This window comes from Streptomyces sp. XM83C, assembly GCF_023072675.1.
GTDB classification, from domain to species: domain Bacteria; phylum Actinomycetota; class Actinomycetes; order Streptomycetales; family Streptomycetaceae; genus Streptomyces; species Streptomyces thermocoprophilus.
In genome coordinates, this window is sequence record NZ_JALLGL010000106.1 from 1 (window position 1) to 19,589 (window position 19,589).

Genomic DNA, 19,589 nt, shown 5'->3' on the forward strand with positions numbered 1-19,589 from the left:
CAGTGTAGTCTCGTGGGCTCGGAGGATGTGTATAAGAGGCAGCCTGACGACGGTGGCGATGAGGTCGGCGACCTCGACACCGGGCGGGTAGCTGATCTTCGCCTTCTCCGTCGCGAAGTTGACGGTCGCGGTGACGCCCTCCATGCGGTTGAGCTTCTTCTCGACGCGGGCCGCGCAGGACGCGCAGGTCATGCCGCCGATGGTCAGCTCCACCGCGGAGAGCGGTGCCGGTGCGGTGCCGGGCGGTGTCCGCTCGGGTGCCGTGCTGGTCATGTGGATGACTCCTGGGGTGGGCCGGGACGTACGGCGTCCGTATCAGCGGAGCGGCACGTCCGGGCGCGGAGGGACGGTGCGGGCCTGCGGCCCGGTCCGGGGGCCTTCTGCGGGGCCGCGGGTCACGGTTCCGGGAACCGGTCCCCGGAACCGGCCCCGGCGGGAGCGCGGAGGAGGCCCAGTGGGGAGGCCTTCGCGGTCAGGCCCGGCCGACCAGCTCGTAGCCGGCCTCGTCGACGGCGGCGCGCACGGCCTCCTCGTCGAGCGGGGCGGTGGAGGTGACGGTGACCTCGCCGGTGGCCGCGACGGCCGTGACCGCGGTGACGCCGCCCAGGGCCGAGATCTCCTCGGACACGGCACCCTCGCAGTGGCCGCAGGTCATCCCGGACACCTTGTAGACGGTGGTGACGCCCAGGGGCTGCACGTCGGTGGCGGTGCCGCCGCCGCAGGTGCCTCCGCAGCAGGATCCGGTGCTCGTCTGGTCGGTCATGACTTCTTCCCTCTGTTCTCCGGTGCGTGGGTCGGCCGGCGGCCGGCCGGTCTCCCGGCTCTGCCGACCATACAAACACTATACCCCCCCAGGGTATGTTTCCAGGGGGTGGGGCGGCGCGATGCCCGCCGTCCGGCCGACGTGTGCCGCGCCTCGGGGGGCCCGTGCGCGCATCCGGTGATCAAGGGTGACGGTCTGATCGCGTGGAGTGACCCGAGCGTCCGGAATCCGGACGCCGGAAGGGGTCCGACCGCCCGCCCCTGCCCACCGCCGCCTCACCTCTCTCCGGCCGCTCGCGGAACTCAACTCCTGCCGCTAGGTTGCCTTTCGAGAGACAGCCTCGGCCTGAACTGGAGTCATCGCGTGACCGAGTCCCCCTCCGCGAGCGAGCTGCACCAGCGGATCAAGACCGACCAGCCGCACACCGCCCGGATCTGGAACTACTGGCTTGGCGGCAAGGACCACTACGAAGTCGACCAGCAGGCCGGCGACCAGATCCGCAAGCTGCACCCGGGCATCGGCGACTACGCCCAGGCCGACCGCCGGTTCCTCGGCCGCGCCGTGCGCCACCTCGTCACCGAGGCCGGCATACGGCAGTTCCTCGACATCGGCACCGGCCTGCCCACCGCCGACAACACCCACGAGGTCGCCCAGCGTCACGCCCCCGAGTCCCGGATCGTCTACGTCGACAACGACCCGATCGTCCTCGCTCACGCCGAGGCGCTGCTCACCAGCACCCCCGAGGGCCGTACCGACTATCTCGACGAGGACCTGCGCAACGTCGACACCATCCTCGAACACGCCCGCCGCACCCTGGACTTCAGCAAGCCGATCGCGCTGATGCTGCTCGGCGTGGTCATCTTCGTCGAGGACGACGAGGAGGCGTACGGCATCGTGCGCCGGCTCATGGACGCGCTGCCCTCCGGCAGCCATCTCGTGCTGTCCCACACCATCACCCGCCCGGACATGCCCGACGTGGACGCGGCCGTCGCCTTCTGGAACGAGCACGGCACGCCGAAGCTGACCCAGCGCACCCCCGAGGCGGTCGCCCGCTTCTTCGACGGCCTGGAACTGCTGGAGCCGGGCGTCCTGTCCTGCAACCACTGGCGCCCCGACACCGACGGCGAACTGCCGCCCGAGGTCGCCATGTTCGGAGGGGTGGGCCGCAAGGCCTGACGCGTGCGCCGGCGGACCGGTACGGCTGCGAGGGTCGTACCGGTCCGCGCTGTCGTGCGGCCGTCGGTTCGCGCCCCGACGGCCGTCCTCCCGTGGGCCCGGTCGTCGCCGTGTCCCCGGCCGTCGTAGCGGGCGGACACCGCCCCCGGCGACTGACGCATTCCCGCCGCCGTTCCCCAAGTGTGGCCCCTTTCGAGGGAGTTCACAGGTATCGCCGCCGCCCGGCCCGGGCATCGTGTCCCGGGCGGACGGCCGCGGCGACCGCTGCGGCACCCCGCCCCGTACGGCGGCCCGGCGCGGTCCCCTCGCCGCGCGCGGTTCCGCCGCTCGACGACCGCAACCCGGGGAGCGGGCGTGCTCCCCGCCGACGAAGGGGGGACGCCCGTGATGTCGTCGCCGACCGGTGCGAGCGAGGTACGGCCCCAGGCGGTGCTGGACGGGCCCGCCGCGGCGGCCGTCTTCCTGGTGGTCACCGTCGAACCCGGCGGGGAGCCGGCGGCCCGCGCCCTCCTCGGGGAACTGCCCGCACTGGTACGGGCGGTGAGCTTCGGGCAGCGCGACGGCGAGCTGTCGTGCGTGGCCGGGATCGGCTCCGCCGCCTGGGACCGGCTGTTCGGGCCGCCCCGCCCCGCCGCCCTGCACCCCTTCCCGGAACTGTCCGGACCCCAGCACCGCGCCCCCTCCACCCCCGGCGACCTGCTCTTCCACATCCGGGCGCCCCGGCCCGACCTGTGTTTCGCGCTGGCCGCGGAGATCGGCAGGAGGCTCGGCGACGGCGCGGCCGTCCAGGACGAGACGCAGGCCTTCGCCTACTACGACTCCCGCAACCTGCTCGGCTTCGTCGACGGCACCGAGAACCCGGTCGGGTCCGCCGCCGCACACGCGGCCCTGATCGGCGACGAGGACCCCCGCTTCCGCGGCGGAAGCTACGCGCTCGCGCAGAAGTACCTGCACGACGTGGACGCCTGGGAGAAACTGACCGTCGAGGCGCAGGAACGCGTCGTCGGCCGCACCAAGCTGACCAACATCGAACTCGGCGTCCCCGGCTCCCACGTCGACGTCAACACCCTCACCGCGGCCGACGGCACCGAGCTGCGCGTCGTGCGCGGCGCGATGCCCTTCGGCCGCCCCGGACACGGCGAGTTCGGCACGTACTTCATCGTGTACGCCCGTGACCCCGAGGTCCCCGAGACACTGCTCCGCAAGATGTTCCTCGGCACCGCCGAGCAGGGCCCCGACCCCCTCCTGGACTTCTCCCGCCCGTTCACCGGCACCCTCTTCTTCGTGCCGTCCGCCGACCTCCTGGACGAACTCACCGCCCAGTAGCCGCCGCCCGGCCCGCCGCCGGCGACGGCCGCACGGCGGGCTCCCGCGGCGGGCGCAGACCCAGCCGGGCCAGGGCCGGCATCGCGATCAGCGGCGCGAGCGCGCACCGCGGCGACGCCGCGCCGGCGGGCGCGCCGAGCAGCGGTCCGGTCAGTTCGTCAGCCCGTGCAGCAGCAGTTCGCTGAGGTTGGCGTAGGCCTGGGCGTCGGTCAGGCCGGTGGCCGCCGCGACCTGGCGGCGCTGGATGCGCACCATCACCGATGTGATCACGTCGGCGGCGAACGCCACGTGCACCTCGCGGAAGGCGCCCGCCGCCGTGCCCTCCTCGATGAGCTGCTGCACCCGGCGGGCCGCCGCCCGGGTGTTGCGGTCGTAGACCTCGGCCGCCGGCTCGAACGCCGCCAGGTCGTCGAAGAACCGCGCCGACGCGGGCGCCAGCTCCGCCGAGACCGCCCGCAGATAGGCGGCGAGCCGGCGCGCGGGCTCGGTCTCCGCGGCCAGGGCCGCCTCCACGCGCTCCGTGGCCCGCCGGAAGAACTGCACGACCGCCGCCCGCACCAGCTGTTCCTTGCTGCCGGCGAGCCCGTACAGCGTGCGCTTGGAGCAGTGCAGCCGGGCGGCCAGATCGTCCAGCGTGAGATGGGCGAACCCCTCGGCCACCAGCAGATCCGTCAGCTCCTCGAACAGCTCCGAGCGGCGCTTGGCGCCCCGGCCGGTGTGCTTGGGGCTCTCGGTGTCCGACGTCGTCTCGATCACTCCGCCAGTATTCCAACCCGCCGGTTTGCGCTACGCTGAACGGTACTGCCGTACCTCACTCAGTACCGTTTGGGTACGTGTACCGCTTGGAGTCGCCGTGGACGTCGACCGCCTGCTCCCCACCCCGGAGGCCGCGGATCTGATCGCCCTCACCCGGGAGATCGCCGACAAGGAACTCGCCCCCCGCGTCGAGGAGCACGAGAACGCGGAAACCTATCCGGAAGGCCTCTTCGCCACCCTCGGCCGCGCCGGACTGCTCGGCCTGGTCTACCCGGAGGAGTACGGCGGCGGGGGCCAGCCGTACGAGGTCTACCTCCAGGTGCTGGAGGAACTGGCCACACGCTGGGCCGCCGTCGCGGTCGCCACCAGCGTGCACACCCTCGCCTGCCACCCGCTGAACGCGTTCGGCACCGCCGAGCAGAAGGAGCGCTGGCTGCCGGCCATGCTCGCCGGCGAGCAGATCGGCGGCTACAGCCTGTCCGAACCCCAGGCCGGCTCCGACGCCGCCTCCCTCGCCTGCAAGGCCGAACCCGTCGACGGGGGCTACCGCGTCACCGGCACCAAGGCGTGGATCACCCACGGCGGCAAGGCCGACTTCTACGCCCTGTTCGCCCGCACCGCCCCCGGCAATCGCGGCGTGTCCTGCTTCCTCGCGCCCGGCACCGCCGACGGCCTCGCCTTCGGTGCCCCCGAACGCAAGATGGGCCTGCACGCCATTCCCACGACCGCCGCCTACTGGGACGGCGCCGTCCTCGAAGCCGACCGGCTCATCGGCGCCGAGGGGCAGGGCCTGCAGATCGCGTTCAGCGCGCTGGACTGCGGCCGGCTCGGCATCGCCGCCTGCGCCACCGGCCTCGCCCAGGCGGCCCTCGACACCGCGGTCGCCTACGCCAACGAGCGCACCACGTTCGGCCGGCGGATCATCGACCACCAGGGCCTCGGCTTCCTGCTGGCCGACATGGCCGCCGCCGTGGACTCCGCCCGCGCCACCTACCTTGACGCGGCCCGCCGCCGCGACCGCGGCCGGCCCTTCAGCCGGCAGGCCAGCGTGGCCAAGCTGATCTGCACGGACACGGCCATGAAGGTGACCACCGACGCCGTGCAGGTGCTCGGCGGGTACGGCTACACCCGTGACTTCCCCGTCGAGCGCTATATGCGGGAAGCCAAGATCATGCAGATATTCGAGGGCACGAACCAGATCCAGCGGCTGGTCATCAGCCGCGGCCTGGCCGCCTGACGCGCCCGCGCCGACCGCATCCGCCGACCGGACCCCACGTACCACCCGCCGAGGAGTTCACCCTTCATGGACATCGCAGGATCCGCCGCCCTGGTCACCGGCGCCGCCTCCGGGCTCGGCGCGGCGACCGCCGCCGCCCTCGCCGCCCGTGGCGCCACCGTCTACGGCCTCGACCTGGACAAGGCCGTCGAGCAGGCCGGACCCGGCCCCGAGGGCGTCACACTGCTGCCCGCCGACGTCACCCGTGAGGAGCCCGTCCAGGAGGCCCTCGCCCGGATCGAGGCCGACGGCGCCCCGCTGCGGCTCGCCGTCAACTGCGCCGGCATCGCCCCGTCCGCCCGCGTCGTCGGCCGCCGCGGCCCGCACGACCTGGACCTGTTCCGCACGGTCGTCGACGTCAACCTGGTCGGCACCTTCAACGTCCTGCGGCTCGCCGCCGCCGCCATGATCGAGCAGGAGCCGGACGCCGAGGGCAGGCGCGGCCTCGTCGTCAACACGGCGTCCATCGCCGCGTACGAGGGCCAGATCGGCCAGATCGCCTACGCCGCCTCCAAGGCCGGTGTCGCCGGCATGACCATCACCGCCGCCCGCGACCTCGCCCAGCACGGCATCCGCGTCGTCACCATCGCCCCCGGCATCGTCGACACGCCGATGATGGCGGGCTTCAGCGAAGAGGTCCGGGCCGGCCTCGGTGCCAGCGTGCCGTTCCCGCAGCGTCTGGCCCGCCCGGAGGAGTACGCCCGCCTCGTCACCATGATCGCCGAGCACGACTATCTCAACGGCGAGACGATCCGCATGGACGGCGCCCTGCGGATGAGCGCGCGCTAGAGATCGTGCCGACAGCCCGAAGGGGCCGGAGCGTGATGCGCTCCGGCCCCTTCGGTGTCCGTGCCGGTCAGGCGGCGACGCCCTGCGCGGCGTGGCCGTGCAGCCGGGTGACGACCTCGGTCAGCTGCCCGGCGACCTCGGCGTCGTCGACCGGGTGGGTCTCGGCGAAGCGGTTCAGGGAGCCCGGGATGGACAGCTTCACGTCCTCCAGCACCTTGCCGCCGGCGATGCCGACGGCCTTGCGGGCCTCGTCCTGCGCCCACACACCGCCGTACTGGCCGAGCGCGGTGCCGACCACGGCGACCGGCTTGCCGCCGAAGGCGCCGGCGCCGTACGGGCGGGACAGCCAGTCGATGGCGTTCTTCAGCACGGCCGGGATGCTGCCGTTGTACTCGGGGGAGAAGAGCAGGAAGGCGTCGGCGCCCTGCGCGGCCTCGCGGAGCCGGAGGGCCTCGGCGGGCACGCTGCCCTCGACGTCGACGTCCTCGTTGTAGAAGGGCAGCTGGGCCAGGCCCTCGTAGAGCACGACCTCGGCGCCTTCGGGAGCCAGCTTCACGGCCGCCTCGGCGAGCTGGCGGTTGGTGGAACCGGCACGGACGCTGCCGACGAGGGCGAGGATGCGAACAGACATGGGGGTACTCCCAAGGGGGCTGAAACAGTGCGTTAACGATCCGGACCGAGGTCCGTTTAATTTCTAACATCCTAACCGGACCGCGGTCCAGTTTTCTTCCTGATGCTTTACGCTGATTTCATGTCCACCGCCCTGCCGCCGCTCCCACCGCACGACGAGCGCGCCCCCGGACTCGATCTGCTGCAACTCGGCGCCTCCGGCGACGAGTCCTGCCTGCGCGCCGACGCGGCCCGCAACCGGGCCAAACTCCTGGACGCGGCGGCCCGGCTGATCGCCGAGCACGGCGCGGACGGCGTGACCATGGAAGCGGTGGCCGCCGCGGCACAGGTCGGCAAGGGCACGGTCTTCCGCCGCTTCGGCGACCGCACCGGACTGCTCACGGCCCTGCTCGACCACTCGGAACGCAAGTTCCAGGCCGCGTTCCTCAGCGGCCCGCCCCCGCTCGGCCCCGGCGCACCCCCGGCGGAGCGACTGCGCGCCTTCGGCCACGCCCTGCTGCGCCGCACGGTCGACGAACTGGACCTCCAGCTGGCCGCCGAAGCCGCCCCGGACCGCCGCTTCACCGTCCCCGCCCGACGCGTCCTGCACGGCCACGTCGCCCTGCTGCTGCGCCAGGCCGTCCCGCACGCCGACAGCGAACTCCTCGCCCACACCCTGATGGCCCAGCTCAGCCCGGCCCTCGTCCACCATCTGGTCCGCCAGTGCCGGATGCCCGTCGAGCGTCTGGAGGCCCACTGGAGCGACCTCGTCGCCCGCGTGACGTCCTGTCAGGGCCACCACACGCCCGCGCCCCACCCCGGCAGCGCCGCCACCTGACCCGCGCCGCACCCGGGCGGCCGTCACAGCCGCGTCCTCACCGGCGCGCCGAGGGAACACCGATGTGAAAATCCCGTGCGGCCGGAGCGCGCTTGCTGTCCGTACTGCCCGGAATGCCGCTCGCCGCTTCTGCCAGGATGCGGAGTGTCATGGTGCAGATACCGAACACGCCCCCCTCCGCGTCGCCCGGACCCCGCTCCGTGCCCACGAGCGCCGACGTCGCGCGCCTCGCCGGCGTCTCCCGCGCCACCGTCTCCTACGTCCTGAACAACACCAGCACCGTCAGGATCAGCGAACCCACCCGCCGCCGCGTCCTCGACGCCGCACGCGAACTCGGCTACGTCCCCCACGCCGCCGCCCGCAGCCTGCGCGCCGGACACAGCCGTATGGTCCTCATGCCCTCCCCGGCCGCACCCCTCGGCCCGCTCTACGGCCGGTTCGTCAGCGAACTCCAATGGGCCCTCGGCCGGCTCGACTACACCGTCGTCCAGTACGGCACCACCGCCGCCCGGGGCGACGAGGCCGCCCGCGCCTGGGCCGAGCTGCGCCCCGTCGCCGTCCTCGTGCCCGGCACGGAACTCGGCCCGCAGGGCGTCAGCCTCCTCCGACGGTCCGGCGCCCGCGCCGTGGTCACCCTCGGCCCCGCCTGCGTCGACGGCGCCCACGCCCTGCTCATGGACCAGGCCGCCGTCGGCCACGCCGCCGCCGCGCACCTGTACGCCCGCGGCAGACGCCGTATCGGCGTCGTCGTACCGCGGGACCCCGCCCTGGAGACCTTCTCCCGGCCCCGCCTCGACGGCGCCCGCGACGCGCTGCGCGGCACCGGCGCCGAGATCACCGAGCTGCCCCTCGCCTGGACCGAGGAGGACGCCGCCCGGCTCGCCGCCCGCTGGACCGGCCTCGGCCTCGACGCGGTGTTCACGTACGACGACGAGTACGCGATGCTGCTGATGCGAGCCCTCCAGGACACCGGGGTGCGCATACCCGAGGACACCGCCGTCATCGGCGCCGACGATCTGATGCTGGGCCGGCTGCTGCGGCCCCGTCTGAGCACCGTCCGCGTCGAACTGCCCTCCGGCGCGGACCTCGCCGCCCTCGTCGACCGAGCCGTCCGCAACCCGGGCGCCGCGCCCGAGACCCACCGGGTGCTCGGCGCCCGTGTCGTACGCCGCGAGTCGACCTGAGCGCTCAGGACGCGCCGTCCTTCGGCCTGCCGCCCCGCACGATCTGCGTCTGCGTGGTCAGCCCCACCAGCCGCTCCTGGTCGTCCCGCAGCTCCGTCTGTACGACGATCAGCGTGCCGCCGATGTGCACGGGCCGGGACGCCGCGTGCACCCGCCCGCCCGACACCGGCCGCAGGAAGTTCGTCTTGGACTCCACCGTGGACGTGCCCGCCCCCGGCGGCAGATTGAGGAAGGCGCACACCGCGCCGACCGAGTCGGCCAGCGCCATCAGCGCCCCGCCGTGCAGGACACCGCCGACCGTGCAGGCCTCGGGCGACCACGGCAGACTGCCGGTGACCAGGCCGGCGGACGCCTCGTGCAGTTCGACGCCGAGCGACGCCGCGAACGGCATGGCCTCGACGAGGGCGGAAAGCTGCTCGGCGGTCGGTTCGGAAGCGGCCATGGGCGGGATGCCTTTCCGTCGGTGATCGGGTCCACCGGCAGTCTGGCAGCGTCCGGCGCCACCGCCCGGCGGCAACGACCGGAACACGCCAAGGGCCCGCGTCCGGTGCCGTACCGGACGCGGGCCCACCGAGCGGGAATCCGACGAGGGCGGAACTACCGGCCCTCGCCCTGCCCCTGCTGGGCCTGCTGCTCGGCGATGGACTTGCGGACCGCGTCCATGTCCAGTTTGCGGGCCTGGCCGATGACGTCGGCCAGCGCCGCCTCCGGCAGCGCGCCCGGCTGGGCGAAGATCGCGACCTGGTCCCGCACGATCATCAGCGTGGGGATCGACTGGATGCCGAACGCGGCGGCCAGCTCCGGCTGCGCCTCCGTGTCCACCTTCCCGAACACCAGGTCGGGGTTGTCCTCGGCGGCCTTCTCGTAGACCGGCGCGAACTGACGGCACGGCCCGCACCAGGACGCCCAGAAGTCGATCAGGACGAAGTCGTTCTCCGTGACCGTCTGGTCGAAGTTCTCCTTGGTGAGCTCCACGGTGCTCATCGTGTGCATCCCTCATTCCTGGTGTCGGGGGTGACGCCCTCCGCACAACACGACCGGACCACCGCCTATTCCGTTCGTCCCGTGCCTGCCGCGGGTGTCCGGCGTGCCTACCCGTGTGGCCGCCGCGCACACCACCCGGAAGACTGACCTCATGACGGAAACGGAAACCAGCACATACGACGTCGTGGTGCTCGGGGCCGGCCCGGTGGGGGAGAACGTCGCCGACCGCACCCGTGCTGCCGGCCTGTCCACCGCGGTCGTGGAGAGCGAACTCGTCGGCGGCGAGTGCTCCTACTGGGCGTGCATGCCCAGCAAGGCCCTGCTCCGGCCGGTCATCGCCCGCGCCGACGCCCGCCGCGTGCCCGGCATCGCCCACGCGGTGCAGGGCCCCCTCGACGCTGCCGCGGTCCTCGCCCGCCGCAACGCCGAGACCTCCCACTGGCAGGACGACGGACAGGCCGGCTGGCTGGAGAGCACCGGCGCCGACCTCTACCGCGGCCACGGCCGCCTCACCGGCCCGCGCACCGTGACCGTGACGGGCGCGGACGGTGTGCGGCACGTGCTCACCGCCCGGCACGCGGTGGCCGTCTGCACCGGCAGCCGCGCCCGGCTGCCCGACCTGCCGGGGCTCGCCGACGTACGGCCCTGGACCAGCCGCGAGGCCACCAGCGCCCAGCACGTTCCGGGCCGGCTGGTCGTCGTCGGCGGCGGGGTCGTGGCCACGGAGATGGCCACCGTCTGGCAGGCCCTCGGCTCTCGGGTCACCGTCCTGGTACGCGGCAAGGGCCTGCTGAGCCGGATGGAGCCGTTCGCGGGCGAACTCGTCGCCGAGTCGCTCGCCGAGGCCGGCGCCGACATCCGCACCGGCACCTCCGTCACCTCCGTCAGCCGCGCCGACGGCGTCCTCACCGTCGTCACCGACCGCGGCGACCGCATCGAGGCCGACGAGATCCTCTTCGCCACCGGCCGCGCCCCGCGCACCGACGACATCGGCCTGGACACCGTCGGCCTGGAACCCGGCTCCTGGCTGGAGACAGACGACAGTCTGCGTGTCACCGGCACCGACTGGCTGTACGCGGTCGGTGACGTCAACCACCGTGCCCTCCTCACCCACCAGGGCAAGTACCAGGCCCGTATCGCCGGCGCCGCCATCGCGGCCCGCGCCGCCGGGGACCCGCTCACCGAGGCCGTGCCGTGGGGCGCGCACTCCGCGACCGCCGACCGGCACGCCGTACCGCAGGTCGTCTTCACCGACCCGGAGGCCGCCGCCGTGGGCCTGTCGCTGGCCGAGGCGGAGCGGGCCGGGTACCGGGTGCGCGCCGTCGACGTCGACCTGACCTCGGTCGCGGGCGCCGGCCTGTACGCGGCCGGGTACAAGGGGCGGGCGCGGATGGTCGTGGACGTGGAGGAGGAGATCCTGCGCGGGGTGACCCTCGTCGGCCCCGGCGTCGGCGAGCTGATCCACTCCGCGACGATCGCCGTCGCCGGTCAGGTGCCGGTGGGCCGGCTGTGGCACGCGGTACCGGCCTATCCGACGATCAGCGAGGTGTGGCTGCGGCTGCTGGAGGCCTACCGGGGCTGAGGCCCGCCCGAGGGCCGGCCCGGGAGGCCGAAGCCCAGCTCGCGGGCCGCGAGGTCGGGCGTCGGCTGATGCCAGCGCTCGACCACCGCGTCGTTGGAGGACAGCGAGCGCGGCTCGGCCCGGTCGACGTACAGCATGCCGTCGAGATGGTCGGTCTCGTGCTGCACGATCCGCGCGGGCCAGCCGGTGACGACCTCGTCGAGCGGCCGGCCGTGCTCGTCCTCACCGCGCAGCCGCACCGCGGCGTGCCGGGCCACGACCGCCTGCCAGCCCGGCACGCTCAGGCAGCCCTCGAAGAACGCCGCGCGGTCCGGGCCGGCCGGCTCGTACGACGGGTTGACCAGGACCCGGAACGGCACCGGCACCCGCCCGCGCGCCATCCGGACCTCCTCCGGCACGGGCGCCGGATCCTCCACGACGGCGATCCTCAGCGCCACCCCGACCTGCGGCGCGGCGAGCCCCACACCGGGCGCCGCGCGCATCGTCGTGCGCAGGGCGGCGACGAACCGTGCCAGCAGGCCGGGGCCCAACTGCCCCTCGTACGGCACGGTGCCGCGCCGCAGCACCGGATCGCCGGCCGCGACGATCGGCAACGGGCCGCCGACCGCGAGGAGTCGCTCGACCTGCTCGACAAAAGGCGCGTGATCAGCGGGAGATGCCATCCCGCCAGGATGCCACGCACCCCCCGTCGCGACCGAGGCGCACGTCACGCGCGTCCCGGTCGCGCTTCACACGCGTCTCGTCCGCGTCTCGCACGCGTCTCGTACGCGGTCGAAGTCCCCGGCGAGGGCGGAGGCGATCCGCAGGTGCGGCTCGGCCTCCTCGGCGCGGCCCTGCCGCTGGAGGGTGCGGCCCAGCATCAGCCGGGCGTAGTGCTCCACCGGGTCCCGCTCGACGATGACCCGCAGCTCGGCCTCGGCGCGCTCGAGCTGGGCCGAGTGGTAGTAGGCGCGGGCCAGCAGCAGCCGCGGCCCGGTCTGCTCCGGCACCTCCTCGACCAGCCCGCTCAGGACACGTGCCGCGGCCGTGTAGTCCTTGGCGTCGAAGAACAACCGCGCACGCTCCCAGCGCTCGGCGGCTGTCCCGTGGCCGTAGTACGTCATGTCCACCGGTGGCCTCCTTCGTGTCGAGGCCGACAACGGGCCGGACGGGCCGGGTATTCCACTGACGCAGCGCGGCCAGCTCCGCCTCGGCCTGCGCGGTCACCCGCGCCAGCACCCGGCCGGCGGCGGCACGGTCCTCCGGGGTGACCCCGGCCCAGATCCGGGCGGAGATCTCCAGGGTCCGCGCGTTGTACGTGTCGTACACCTCGCGCCCCTGCCCGGTCAGCCGCAGCCCGTCCGGGCCGGCGTCGTCGAGCATTCCGGCGTCGATCAGCGTGTCGACGACCCGGTGCGCCTCGGCGTCGTCGGTCTTCAGCGCGCCGGCGACGGCGGCGGCGATCTCGTCGCGTCCGGCGGTGCCGTCGGCCCGGACGACGAACTGGAGCGCGGCGTTCTGCGGGAAGGTGAGGCCGTGGCGGGCCAGCACGCTCTCCAGGACGGCGCGGGCGGCGTAGTGGGCGAGGGCGAGACCGCGGCCGTCGGCGGGCGGCGCGGCGTCGTGGGCGGTGTCCTGTGCGGGGGAGGGGGCGGTGCCGGTCATGACTGCTCCTCGGTGGCATGCGGTTCGGACGGGCCGGCGTTCTCGGACGGCTCGGCGGGCAGGCCGAGCGGTGTGTCGAGCAGGGTCGCCAGCGTGGCGGTGAACTCCCGGGTCCGGGCGCTGTCGGGTCCGCCCAGCGGTGCCAGCCATACGGCCATCAGCCGCTGGACGACCTCGATGGCCTGCCGGGTGGTCTCCCGGCCGCGTTCGGTGAGCGCGAGCCGGACGGCTCGCGGGTCGTCCGGATCGCGGGTCCGCTCCAGCAGGCCGTCGGCCTCCAGCGCGCGGGCCAGCTTGGACACGTACAGCGCCTCCAGCCCCGTGTGGTCGGCCAGCTGCCGCTGGCTGGGCCGCGTCCCCCCGCGGTGCAGGCCGTACAGCGAGGCCGCGAGCGCGTACTTGGCGTGCGTGATCCCCAGCGGTGCCATGGCGCGGTCGACGGCGACCCGCACCTTCGTCGACAGACGCCAGACGAGATAGCCGGCGGTGGGCCCGGGGTCGTCTGCGTTTCCCTTGCTGCTCACGACAGATACTGTACATGGCTACTGTAGCCATGGCTACTATGTGGCGCAGGGGGCCCGCTCCGTCCGCCGAAGGGAGGGGGCGCCCTCCCGGTCCCCGCGCCTCAGCCGAAGGGCCCCACGCCGAACAGCAGCATCAGCAGCAGGACGCCGCCGACCACCAGGTGGGTCACGATCAGGCCGAAGCCGATCGGGTTCCGCGGGTTGTACGTGTGCCGGCCCCACGGCTTCCGCTCGAAGACCGGCTCGGTGTCGTCGAAACGCATGTGCGCGCGCCTTTCAGCTCGATGCGATGGCAGGCCCAGCCTCACATCCGCAAGCGCTCGCGCGCAGTGCCGCGTTCCGGCAGCGACGGAACAGCCGTCACTGCCGGGACACACCCGGAGCCGGACCGGTCAGCGCACCCGGCCGCGCGGCTTCAGCGGGGTCGCGGGCAGCTCGGGCGCGGCGAGCGGGGCGCCGTCGTAGCCGTGGACCTCGCCGAAGCGGGTGCCGTTCATCCAGTCCTCACGGGCCTGCTCGATCTCCGCCTGCGTACGGCCGACGAAGTTCCACCACATGATCAGCTCCTCCTCGAACGGCTCACCGCCGAGGAGCATCAGGCTGGCCTCCGACTCGGCGCGCAGCGGCAGTTCGCGGCGGCCACAGCCGAGGTAGAGCATCGAGCCGGGCAGCACGGGCACACCGTCCACATGGACCTCGCCCGACATCGACAGCACCCCGTACTCGAAGTCCGGCTCCAGCGGCAGACGTACGTCCGCGCCGTGTGCGAGGGCGAGATCGGCGCCGACGATCGGGGTGTACGCGGTGCCCGGTGACGTGGCGCCGTCCACACTGCCGAGGATCACCGTCGCCGTGAGACCGGGCGCGGTGACCTGAGGCAGGTCGGGGTGGTGCTCGAAGCTCGGTTCGGTGTGGCGGTGGGCGTCCGGCAGCGCCACCCACAGCTGCGCGCCGTGCAGGAAACGGGCGTGCGGGCGGGGGCTCTCCTCGGAGTGGCTGATCGCCCGGCCCGAGGTCATCAGGCCGAGTTCCCTGGGGCGGATGGTCGCCAGGCTGCCGGTGGAGTCGCGGTGCAGCACCTCCCCGTCATGGAGCCAGCTGACCGTCTGAAGCCCCATGTGCGGGTGCGGCGGCACCTGCATGCCCGGCTCGTCGGCGATGTCGTCGGGCCCGTAGTGGTCGACGAACGCCCAGGCGCCGATCATGCGCCGGCCCAGGTTCGGCAGCAGCCGGCGCACCTCCGTGGACTCGCCGAGCTTCACATGGCGGGGACTCAGCAGCTCGCGTACGGGCTCGGCGACGACGAATCCGCGCCCGCCGCACACGCTCGGCACAGGCGCGCGGTCAAGGTTGCTCATACGGCACAACCTAGACCTCCCGGGCCGGGAAAACAGGAGGACCGGCCACACCCGCGCCGTACGGCCGGTCAGCGGGGGATCGCCCAGTCCGGCGTCCAGGTGCCGGCCGTCTCCTCCCCGGCCGTCGCCGCGGCCAGGTGCCCGCGCAGCGCCGCCAGCCCCGGATGCGGATTGCCGCGGCGCCACAGGAGTGCGTGCGGATACACCGGGGTCGGATCGGTCACCGGGATCAGCCGCAGCCCGTGTCCCGCAGGCCACACCAGCCGGGTCCGCCCCCCCATGAACGTGGCCAGCGACGGGGTGTCCGCGATGGTGTCCAGCAGCGCGTCGGAACCGAAGTTGGGGCCGGTCGCCTCGATGGTGAGACCGAACTCGGCCACCAGATCGTCGTAGAAGGCACCCCACTCCGAGCCGGGGACGATCCCCGGCATCCAGATCCGGTGCCCGACGAGCTGCTCAACGGTCACCGAGCGGGCCGAGGCCAGCGCGTGACCGGGACCGGTCAGCAGCCGCAGCGGCTAGTCCAGCACCCGGACGGCCTCGACGTCCTGCGGCAGCGGCCGGCCGGGCGCGGCGACGGCCCGGAACGTCGCGTCGACGGTGCCGGAGCGGACGGCGGCGACGGCCGCCTCGATGTCGAGCAGCATCACCACGTCCAGGTCGATGTCGGGACGGTCGCGGTGGAAGGCCCGCATCAGTCCCGTCGCGGCACCCCGCGAGTTGATCACGTCCACGCGCAGCGGGCGGTGCCCGGCCCGCACCGAGGCCGCCGCACGCTCGGCGACCCGCAGCAGCTCACGCGCGTGCGGCAGGAACGCCTGCCCGTCGATGCTCAGCGCCGAGCCGCGCGGCGTGCGGGTGAACAGCCGGACACCGAGGGCCCGTTCCAGGGCGGCGATCCGTTTCGAGACGGCCTGCTGGGTGACACCCAGCTCGTCGGCGGCCTCCTGGAACTGCCCCGCTTCGGCCACGGCGACGAACGTGCGCACGGTCTCGAGATCCACACCGGCAGCGTAGAGGCACAACCCGCGGTTGTGGCCCGGGGGCCGTCCGGTTGTTTGATCCGCTCTCCCCGCCCTGCTTCGATACGGCGACGCCGACGACGGGTTGTGCGGACGATACGGAGTGCGGGTGACGGGACGATCTCCGGGGCGGGCCTTCCGGCGGCTGTGGGCGGCGTACGCGGTCAGTGCCTACGGCTCGGGGCTGGGTTTCGGGGCGCTCCCGCTGACGGCCGTACTGGTGGTGCACGCGAGCCCCGCCCAGGTCTCAGCGCTGTCCGCGGCGGGGCCGGCAGCGGGGGCTCTCGTCGCGGTGCCGCTCGCGCCGTGGGTGGAACGCCACCGCAAGCGAGCGGTGATGATCGGCATGGACGTGTGCCGGTTCGCGGCCATGGCGAGCATCCCCGTCGCCCACTGGCTCGGCCGGCTGGGCTTCGCCCAGCTGCTCGCCGTGTCGGCCGTGGTCGCCGCCGCCAGGATCGCGGCCGGCGCGGCGAGCGGCGCCTTCCTCAAGATCCTCCTGCCCGAGCGGGACCTGGTGGCGGCCAACGCCCGCCTGGAGTCCACCAACTGGAGCTCCATCGCGGTCGGCCCGCCGCTGGGCGGCGCGGCGGCCGGGGCGTTCGGGCCGGTGACGACCGTGTTCGCGGACGCCCTCAGCTACCTGCTCTCCGCGCTCTGCCTCACCGCCGTACGCGCCCGCGGGGACGTGCCCGCCGGGCAGGCTCCCCGCACCTCTGCCGGGACGGCCGGCGGGATCTCCGCAGGGCTGCGGCATCTGCTCGGCCGGCCCGGGCTGCGCTCGCTGTGGATCAACAACATGCTCGTGTCCGGGCTGATCATGGCGACGGAGCCGCTGCTCGCCATCCTCCTCCTGCGCGACCTCGGCTTTCCGCCCTGGCAGTACGGCCTCGCCTTCGCCGCGCCCTGCCTCGGCGGACTCGTCGGCTCCCGGCTGGCCCGCCGGACCGTCGCCCGCCACGGCCGGCGCCGCGTCCTGCGCGTCGCCGGGACACTGCGGGCGGTCTGGCTGATCGGCCTCGCCGCCACGCCCTCCGGCACCGCCGGGCTCGTCACCGTGATCGCCGTCGAGCTGGCGATCATCGTCCACATGAGCCTGTACACCCCCGTCCTCGCCGCGTACCGGCTCGAACAGACCCCACGGCACCTCGTCGCCCGCACCCTCACCGCGTGGTCCGTCGGCCAGCAGACGGCGATCGCCGTCCTCACCGCGCTCGCCGGGCTGCTCGCCGACGCCACCGGCCCCCGCACGGCCCTCACCGCCGCCGGGCTGCTCGCCCTGGCCACCCCGCTGCTCCTGCCCGGCCGCCGGCGTCTCGCGCAGGCCCCGGTCGGGCGGCCGGAAAGGGACGCCCGGCCCGCGCCGGCACCGGGCCCGTCCCCCGTACGTCGTCTACCGTGCCGTCATGGACAGGACGAGGACGCGTGACCCCGAGGCCCGCAGCAGTGCCGACCCCCTGTGTCAGCTCTCCCTGGAACAGTTGCGGCGCCGTACGAGCATGAAGTGGCGGACCTATCCCGAGGACGTGCTGCCGCTGTGGGTGGCCGAGATGGACGTGCCGCTGGCGGAGCCCGTCCGGCGGGCGGTCACCGAGGCCGTGGAGCTCGGCGACACCGGCTACCCGGCCGGCACGCGGTACGCCGAGGCGCTGGCCGCGTTCGCCCGTGACCGGTGGGGCTGGGACGGCATCGACGCGCAGCGCACGGCGATCGTGCCGGACGTGATGCTGGGCATCGTCGAGATGATCAAACTGGTGTCCGGTCCGGACGACCCGGTCGTCGTCAACAGCCCCGTCTATCCGCCGTTCTACCAGTTCGTACGGAACCTGGGGCGCCGAGTCGTCGAGGCGCCGCTCGGGGAGGACGGGCGGATCGACTTCGCGGTCCTGGAGGAGACGTTCCGCCGGCTGGCGGGGCCGGCGCGGCGGCCCGTGTATCTGCTGTGCAGCCCGCACAACCCGACCGGCGCCGTGCACACCGCCGCCGAACTCACCGAGGTGGCCCGGCTGGCCGGCGCCCACGGGGTGCGGGTGGTGGCCGACGAGATCCACGCCCCGCTCGTCGCGTCCGGCGTCTCCTTCGTGCCGTATCTCAGCGTGCCCGGCGCCGAGGACGGGCTGTCGCTGATGTCGGCGTCCAAGGCGTGGAACCTCGCCGGGCTCAAGGCCGCGCTGGCCGTCGCCGGGCCGGAGGCCGCCGCCGACCTGGCCCGGCTGCCCGAGGAGGTCGGCCACGGGCCCAGCCACGTCGGGGTCATCGCCCACACCGCGGCCCTGCGGGAGGGCGGCGCTTGGCTGGACGAACTGCTGGCCGGGCTGGACGCCAACCGCGCCCTGCTGGCCCGGCTGCTGACCGAGTATCTGCCGGGCGTGCGCTGGACACCCCCGCAGGGCACCTATCTGGCCTGGCTCGACTGCCGCGCCCTGGGGCTCGGCGACGACCCGGCCGAGGTGTTCCTGCACCGCGGCCGGATCGCCCTCACCTCCGGGGTGCCGTTCGGCAGCGGCGGCGCCGGCTTCACCCGCTTGAACCTGGCCACCTCACCGGAGCTGATCACCGAGGCGGTCCGCAGGATGGCAGCGTCCCTGTGACCACCCCCGTGCCGTCGCCGGACGCCCGAAGCCCGGCGCCGAGGATCAGGCGGCTGCGGCGAACGCCGTGCCCGTGACGGCCGTGTGCCTGCGGGCGTGGACGACCAGACGAACGCCGGTGCGATCGGCGGCGGCGTGCAGGGCACGGCGGGCGGGGGCGCTGCCGGTGGCCACGGACATCAGGATGCCGAGGCCGCTGCACAGGCCGTGCACACGCAGCACCACGCTCAGCGCGGCTCCGGCCGACGCCGGGCGGTCGAGGACGACGACGACCGCGGCGGGGCGGTGCGCGGACACCAGATCACCGATCCGCGTGAACAGCGGGGTCTCGCCGGACCGGCAGGGGTCCTGCGCACGGTGACGACCAGCACGCCGTGATCGACCGAGGATGACATCAACACGGCCTTCGCCTTCTTCCGTCCGGGTGACGCGCCCCCGGGTACCCCACCCGCCGGGCCTCGAACCTGCGCCGGTTCGGGGGCATCCGCACCAACCGGGGTGAAGGCCTGCGCCCCACCGCCCGGCACGGGCGCGGACCCCCTCGGGGTGACTCGGCGCCCCGGCGCCACAGGGCACCCGGCGCGGGCGTCGGGGGTGGGTCGCGCCCCCAGGCGCCCACGGGGGCCCCAGCGCCCACCCTCCCCAAGCTCTCGGCTTCGCTCGAACAGGGGCTGCACGACTGCACGCAGCCACCTCGACCTGTCGCCCACGTCCTGGTCGGCCTCGGGCCTCGGCCGTCGACGGGCCGCAGACGCGGTGCGGCGGGAAGGGGGCGTGTCGGGGGGTGCCCGCCCGCAGCGTGCGGCGAGAACGCAGGGCAAGGATCTGAGGGACAGGGCGTCGCACCGAGGACGGACACCCCCCGGCGCGGCCCCGACCCCACCACCGGACAGGTGGCGCCACACCAGCCACCCACCCACCGAAACGGGCCGCCGCAGGCATCAGGGGCGCGGGGAACTGTGCGAATGCCCCTCACCGGCCCGCAGGTGGAAACGATGCCGCAGGCACAGACAAGGGGCGCGGGGAACTGCGCACCAGGGCGTCACCGGCACGCCGGTGGCAAAGAGGACGCGGGGAACTGCGCAAAGAGCCCCCCACCGGCCGCCGGTGGAAACGGGCCGCACCACCGGCGCAGGGTTGAAGCAGCCCACCCCCGGGGTACCCGGC

21 protein-coding genes and 1 pseudogene are annotated in these 19,589 nt (G+C 73.9%); 9 read left to right on the forward strand and 13 right to left on the reverse strand.

The annotated features are described in order from the left end of the window. Both MTQ10_RS14365 and MTQ10_RS14370 read right to left on the reverse strand, forming a co-directional pair. Positions 1-273 (reverse strand): heavy-metal-associated domain-containing protein (locus MTQ10_RS14365; protein WP_282612171.1); only part of this gene is annotated, 273 nt, incomplete at its 3' end. 199 nt (positions 274-472) lie between these two features. Next, positions 473-763, reverse strand: a complete 291-nt coding sequence (locus MTQ10_RS14370) for a heavy-metal-associated domain-containing protein (RefSeq protein WP_247467251.1) — start codon at positions 761-763, stop codon at positions 473-475. A 363-nt stretch (positions 764-1,126) separates the two neighbouring features. On the opposite strand from MTQ10_RS14370, the gene MTQ10_RS14375 reads away from it, so the two are divergent. Both MTQ10_RS14375 and MTQ10_RS14380 read left to right on the forward strand, forming a co-directional pair. Continuing rightward, on the forward strand, positions 1,127-1,939 hold the full coding sequence (locus MTQ10_RS14375) for an SAM-dependent methyltransferase (RefSeq protein WP_247467254.1): 813 nt from the start codon (positions 1,127-1,129) through the stop codon (positions 1,937-1,939). Between the two features lie 387 nt (positions 1,940-2,326). Continuing rightward, positions 2,327-3,265: a Dyp-type peroxidase gene (locus tag MTQ10_RS14380; protein ID WP_247467257.1), complete on the forward strand. Its 939-nt coding sequence runs from the start codon at positions 2,327-2,329 to the stop codon at positions 3,263-3,265. A gap of 150 nt (positions 3,266-3,415) precedes the next feature. On the opposite strand, the gene MTQ10_RS14385 is transcribed toward MTQ10_RS14380, so the two are convergent. Further along, complete coding sequence (locus MTQ10_RS14385) at positions 3,416-4,018, reverse strand: TetR/AcrR family transcriptional regulator (protein ID WP_374117609.1); 603 nt, start codon at positions 4,016-4,018, stop codon at positions 3,416-3,418. A gap of 100 nt (positions 4,019-4,118) precedes the next feature. Between MTQ10_RS14385 and MTQ10_RS14390 the strand changes: the two genes are divergently transcribed. Beyond that, a complete protein-coding gene (locus MTQ10_RS14390) occupies positions 4,119-5,258 on the forward strand; it encodes an acyl-CoA dehydrogenase family protein (RefSeq protein WP_247467264.1) in 1,140 nt (379 codons plus the stop codon). A 66-nt stretch (positions 5,259-5,324) separates the two neighbouring features. Further along, on the forward strand, positions 5,325-6,086 hold the full coding sequence (locus tag MTQ10_RS14395; RefSeq protein ID WP_247467267.1) for an SDR family NAD(P)-dependent oxidoreductase: 762 nt from the start codon (positions 5,325-5,327) through the stop codon (positions 6,084-6,086). A gap of 67 nt (positions 6,087-6,153) precedes the next feature. Here the strand turns inward: MTQ10_RS14395 and MTQ10_RS14400 are convergent, their stop codons facing one another. After that, the gene (locus tag MTQ10_RS14400; RefSeq protein ID WP_247467269.1) at positions 6,154-6,717 is read right to left on the reverse strand and encodes an NADPH-dependent FMN reductase; all 564 of its coding nucleotides are present in this window, start codon (positions 6,715-6,717) and stop codon (positions 6,154-6,156) included. 120 nt (positions 6,718-6,837) lie between these two features. Between MTQ10_RS14400 and MTQ10_RS14405 the strand changes: the two genes are divergently transcribed. Both MTQ10_RS14405 and MTQ10_RS14410 read left to right on the forward strand, forming a co-directional pair. Then, the gene (locus tag MTQ10_RS14405; RefSeq protein ID WP_247467272.1) at positions 6,838-7,533 is read left to right on the forward strand and encodes a TetR/AcrR family transcriptional regulator; all 696 of its coding nucleotides are present in this window, start codon (positions 6,838-6,840) and stop codon (positions 7,531-7,533) included. Between the two features lie 149 nt (positions 7,534-7,682). Next, the gene (locus MTQ10_RS14410) at positions 7,683-8,717 is read left to right on the forward strand and encodes a LacI family DNA-binding transcriptional regulator (RefSeq protein ID WP_247467275.1); all 1,035 of its coding nucleotides are present in this window, start codon (positions 7,683-7,685) and stop codon (positions 8,715-8,717) included. A 4-nt stretch (positions 8,718-8,721) separates the two neighbouring features. On the opposite strand, the gene MTQ10_RS14415 is transcribed toward MTQ10_RS14410, so the two are convergent. Further along, entirely contained in the window at positions 8,722-9,159 is a 438-nt protein-coding gene (locus MTQ10_RS14415; RefSeq protein WP_247467278.1) for a PaaI family thioesterase, read from the reverse strand. Between the two features lie 155 nt (positions 9,160-9,314). Beyond that, the gene (gene trxA / locus MTQ10_RS14420) at positions 9,315-9,710 is read right to left on the reverse strand and encodes a thioredoxin (RefSeq protein WP_247467281.1); all 396 of its coding nucleotides are present in this window, start codon (positions 9,708-9,710) and stop codon (positions 9,315-9,317) included. Between the two features lie 142 nt (positions 9,711-9,852). Between trxA and MTQ10_RS14425 the strand changes: the two genes are divergently transcribed. Continuing rightward, on the forward strand, positions 9,853-11,283 hold the full coding sequence (locus MTQ10_RS14425; RefSeq protein WP_247467284.1) for a dihydrolipoyl dehydrogenase family protein: 1,431 nt from the start codon (positions 9,853-9,855) through the stop codon (positions 11,281-11,283). Here MTQ10_RS14425 and MTQ10_RS14430 read toward each other — a convergent pair. From MTQ10_RS14430 to MTQ10_RS14460, 6 genes and pseudogenes are all read right to left on the reverse strand, one after another. After that, positions 11,271-11,945, reverse strand: a complete 675-nt coding sequence (locus MTQ10_RS14430; RefSeq protein ID WP_247467287.1) for a peptide deformylase — start codon at positions 11,943-11,945, stop codon at positions 11,271-11,273. The genes MTQ10_RS14425 and MTQ10_RS14430 overlap by 13 nt on opposite strands. Positions 11,946-12,011: 66 nt before the next feature. After that, entirely contained in the window at positions 12,012-12,392 is a 381-nt protein-coding gene (locus tag MTQ10_RS14435) for a tetratricopeptide repeat protein (RefSeq protein WP_247467290.1), read from the reverse strand. A 531-nt stretch (positions 12,393-12,923) separates the two neighbouring features. Then, the gene (locus MTQ10_RS14445; RefSeq protein WP_247467293.1) at positions 12,924-13,451 is read right to left on the reverse strand and encodes a MarR family winged helix-turn-helix transcriptional regulator; all 528 of its coding nucleotides are present in this window, start codon (positions 13,449-13,451) and stop codon (positions 12,924-12,926) included. Between the two features lie 101 nt (positions 13,452-13,552). Beyond that, entirely contained in the window at positions 13,553-13,714 is a 162-nt protein-coding gene (locus MTQ10_RS14450) for a hypothetical protein (RefSeq protein ID WP_247467296.1), read from the reverse strand. Positions 13,715-13,843: 129 nt separating this feature from the next. Further along, positions 13,844-14,809 (reverse strand): pirin family protein, encoded by a 966-nt coding sequence (locus MTQ10_RS14455; protein ID WP_247467298.1) that lies wholly within the window; start codon positions 14,807-14,809, stop codon positions 13,844-13,846. Between the two features lie 68 nt (positions 14,810-14,877). After that, a pseudogene (locus MTQ10_RS14460) lies at positions 14,878-15,813 on the reverse strand (LysR family transcriptional regulator). Positions 15,814-15,940: 127 nt separating this feature from the next. Here MTQ10_RS14460 and MTQ10_RS14465 point away from each other — a divergent pair. Next, positions 15,941-17,260 carry an MFS transporter gene (locus tag MTQ10_RS14465; RefSeq protein ID WP_247467301.1) on the forward strand — a complete coding sequence of 440 codons (1,320 nt, stop codon included), beginning with the start codon at positions 15,941-15,943 and terminating at the stop codon, positions 17,258-17,260. After that, a complete protein-coding gene (locus tag MTQ10_RS14470; protein WP_247467304.1) occupies positions 17,238-18,422 on the forward strand; it encodes a MalY/PatB family protein in 1,185 nt (394 codons plus the stop codon). The genes MTQ10_RS14465 and MTQ10_RS14470 overlap by 23 nt, the downstream gene beginning before the upstream one ends. A gap of 45 nt (positions 18,423-18,467) precedes the next feature. On the opposite strand, the gene MTQ10_RS14475 is transcribed toward MTQ10_RS14470, so the two are convergent. After that, complete coding sequence (locus MTQ10_RS14475) at positions 18,468-18,719, reverse strand: hypothetical protein (protein ID WP_247467307.1); 252 nt, start codon at positions 18,717-18,719, stop codon at positions 18,468-18,470. Positions 18,720-19,589 lie beyond the last annotated feature (870 nt).

Bases quoted from the DNA above. Each gene is read 5' to 3' on its own strand.
- MTQ10_RS14370 (WP_247467251.1), bottom strand. From the start codon at position 763: ATGACCGACCAGACGAGCACCGGATCCTGCTGCGGAGGCACCTGCGGC.
- MTQ10_RS14380 (WP_247467257.1), top strand. From the start codon at position 2,327: ATGTCGTCGCCGACCGGTGCGAGCGAGGTACGGCCCCAGGCGGTGCTG.
- MTQ10_RS14395 (WP_247467267.1), top strand. From the start codon at position 5,325: ATGGACATCGCAGGATCCGCCGCCCTGGTCACCGGCGCCGCCTCCGGG.
- MTQ10_RS14400 (WP_247467269.1), bottom strand. From the start codon at position 6,717: ATGTCTGTTCGCATCCTCGCCCTCGTCGGCAGCGTCCGTGCCGGTTCC.
- MTQ10_RS14405 (WP_247467272.1), top strand. From the start codon at position 6,838: ATGTCCACCGCCCTGCCGCCGCTCCCACCGCACGACGAGCGCGCCCCC.
- MTQ10_RS14410 (WP_247467275.1), top strand. From the start codon at position 7,683: ATGGTGCAGATACCGAACACGCCCCCCTCCGCGTCGCCCGGACCCCGC.
- MTQ10_RS14415 (WP_247467278.1), bottom strand. From the start codon at position 9,159: ATGGCCGCTTCCGAACCGACCGCCGAGCAGCTTTCCGCCCTCGTCGAG.
- trxA (WP_247467281.1), bottom strand. From the start codon at position 9,710: ATGCACACGATGAGCACCGTGGAGCTCACCAAGGAGAACTTCGACCAG.
- MTQ10_RS14425 (WP_247467284.1), top strand. From the start codon at position 9,853: ATGACGGAAACGGAAACCAGCACATACGACGTCGTGGTGCTCGGGGCC.
- MTQ10_RS14430 (WP_247467287.1), bottom strand. From the start codon at position 11,945: ATGGCATCTCCCGCTGATCACGCGCCTTTTGTCGAGCAGGTCGAGCGA.
- MTQ10_RS14450 (WP_247467296.1), bottom strand. From the start codon at position 13,714: ATGCGTTTCGACGACACCGAGCCGGTCTTCGAGCGGAAGCCGTGGGGC.
- MTQ10_RS14455 (WP_247467298.1), bottom strand. From the start codon at position 14,809: ATGAGCAACCTTGACCGCGCGCCTGTGCCGAGCGTGTGCGGCGGGCGC.
- MTQ10_RS14470 (WP_247467304.1), top strand. From the start codon at position 17,238: ATGGACAGGACGAGGACGCGTGACCCCGAGGCCCGCAGCAGTGCCGAC.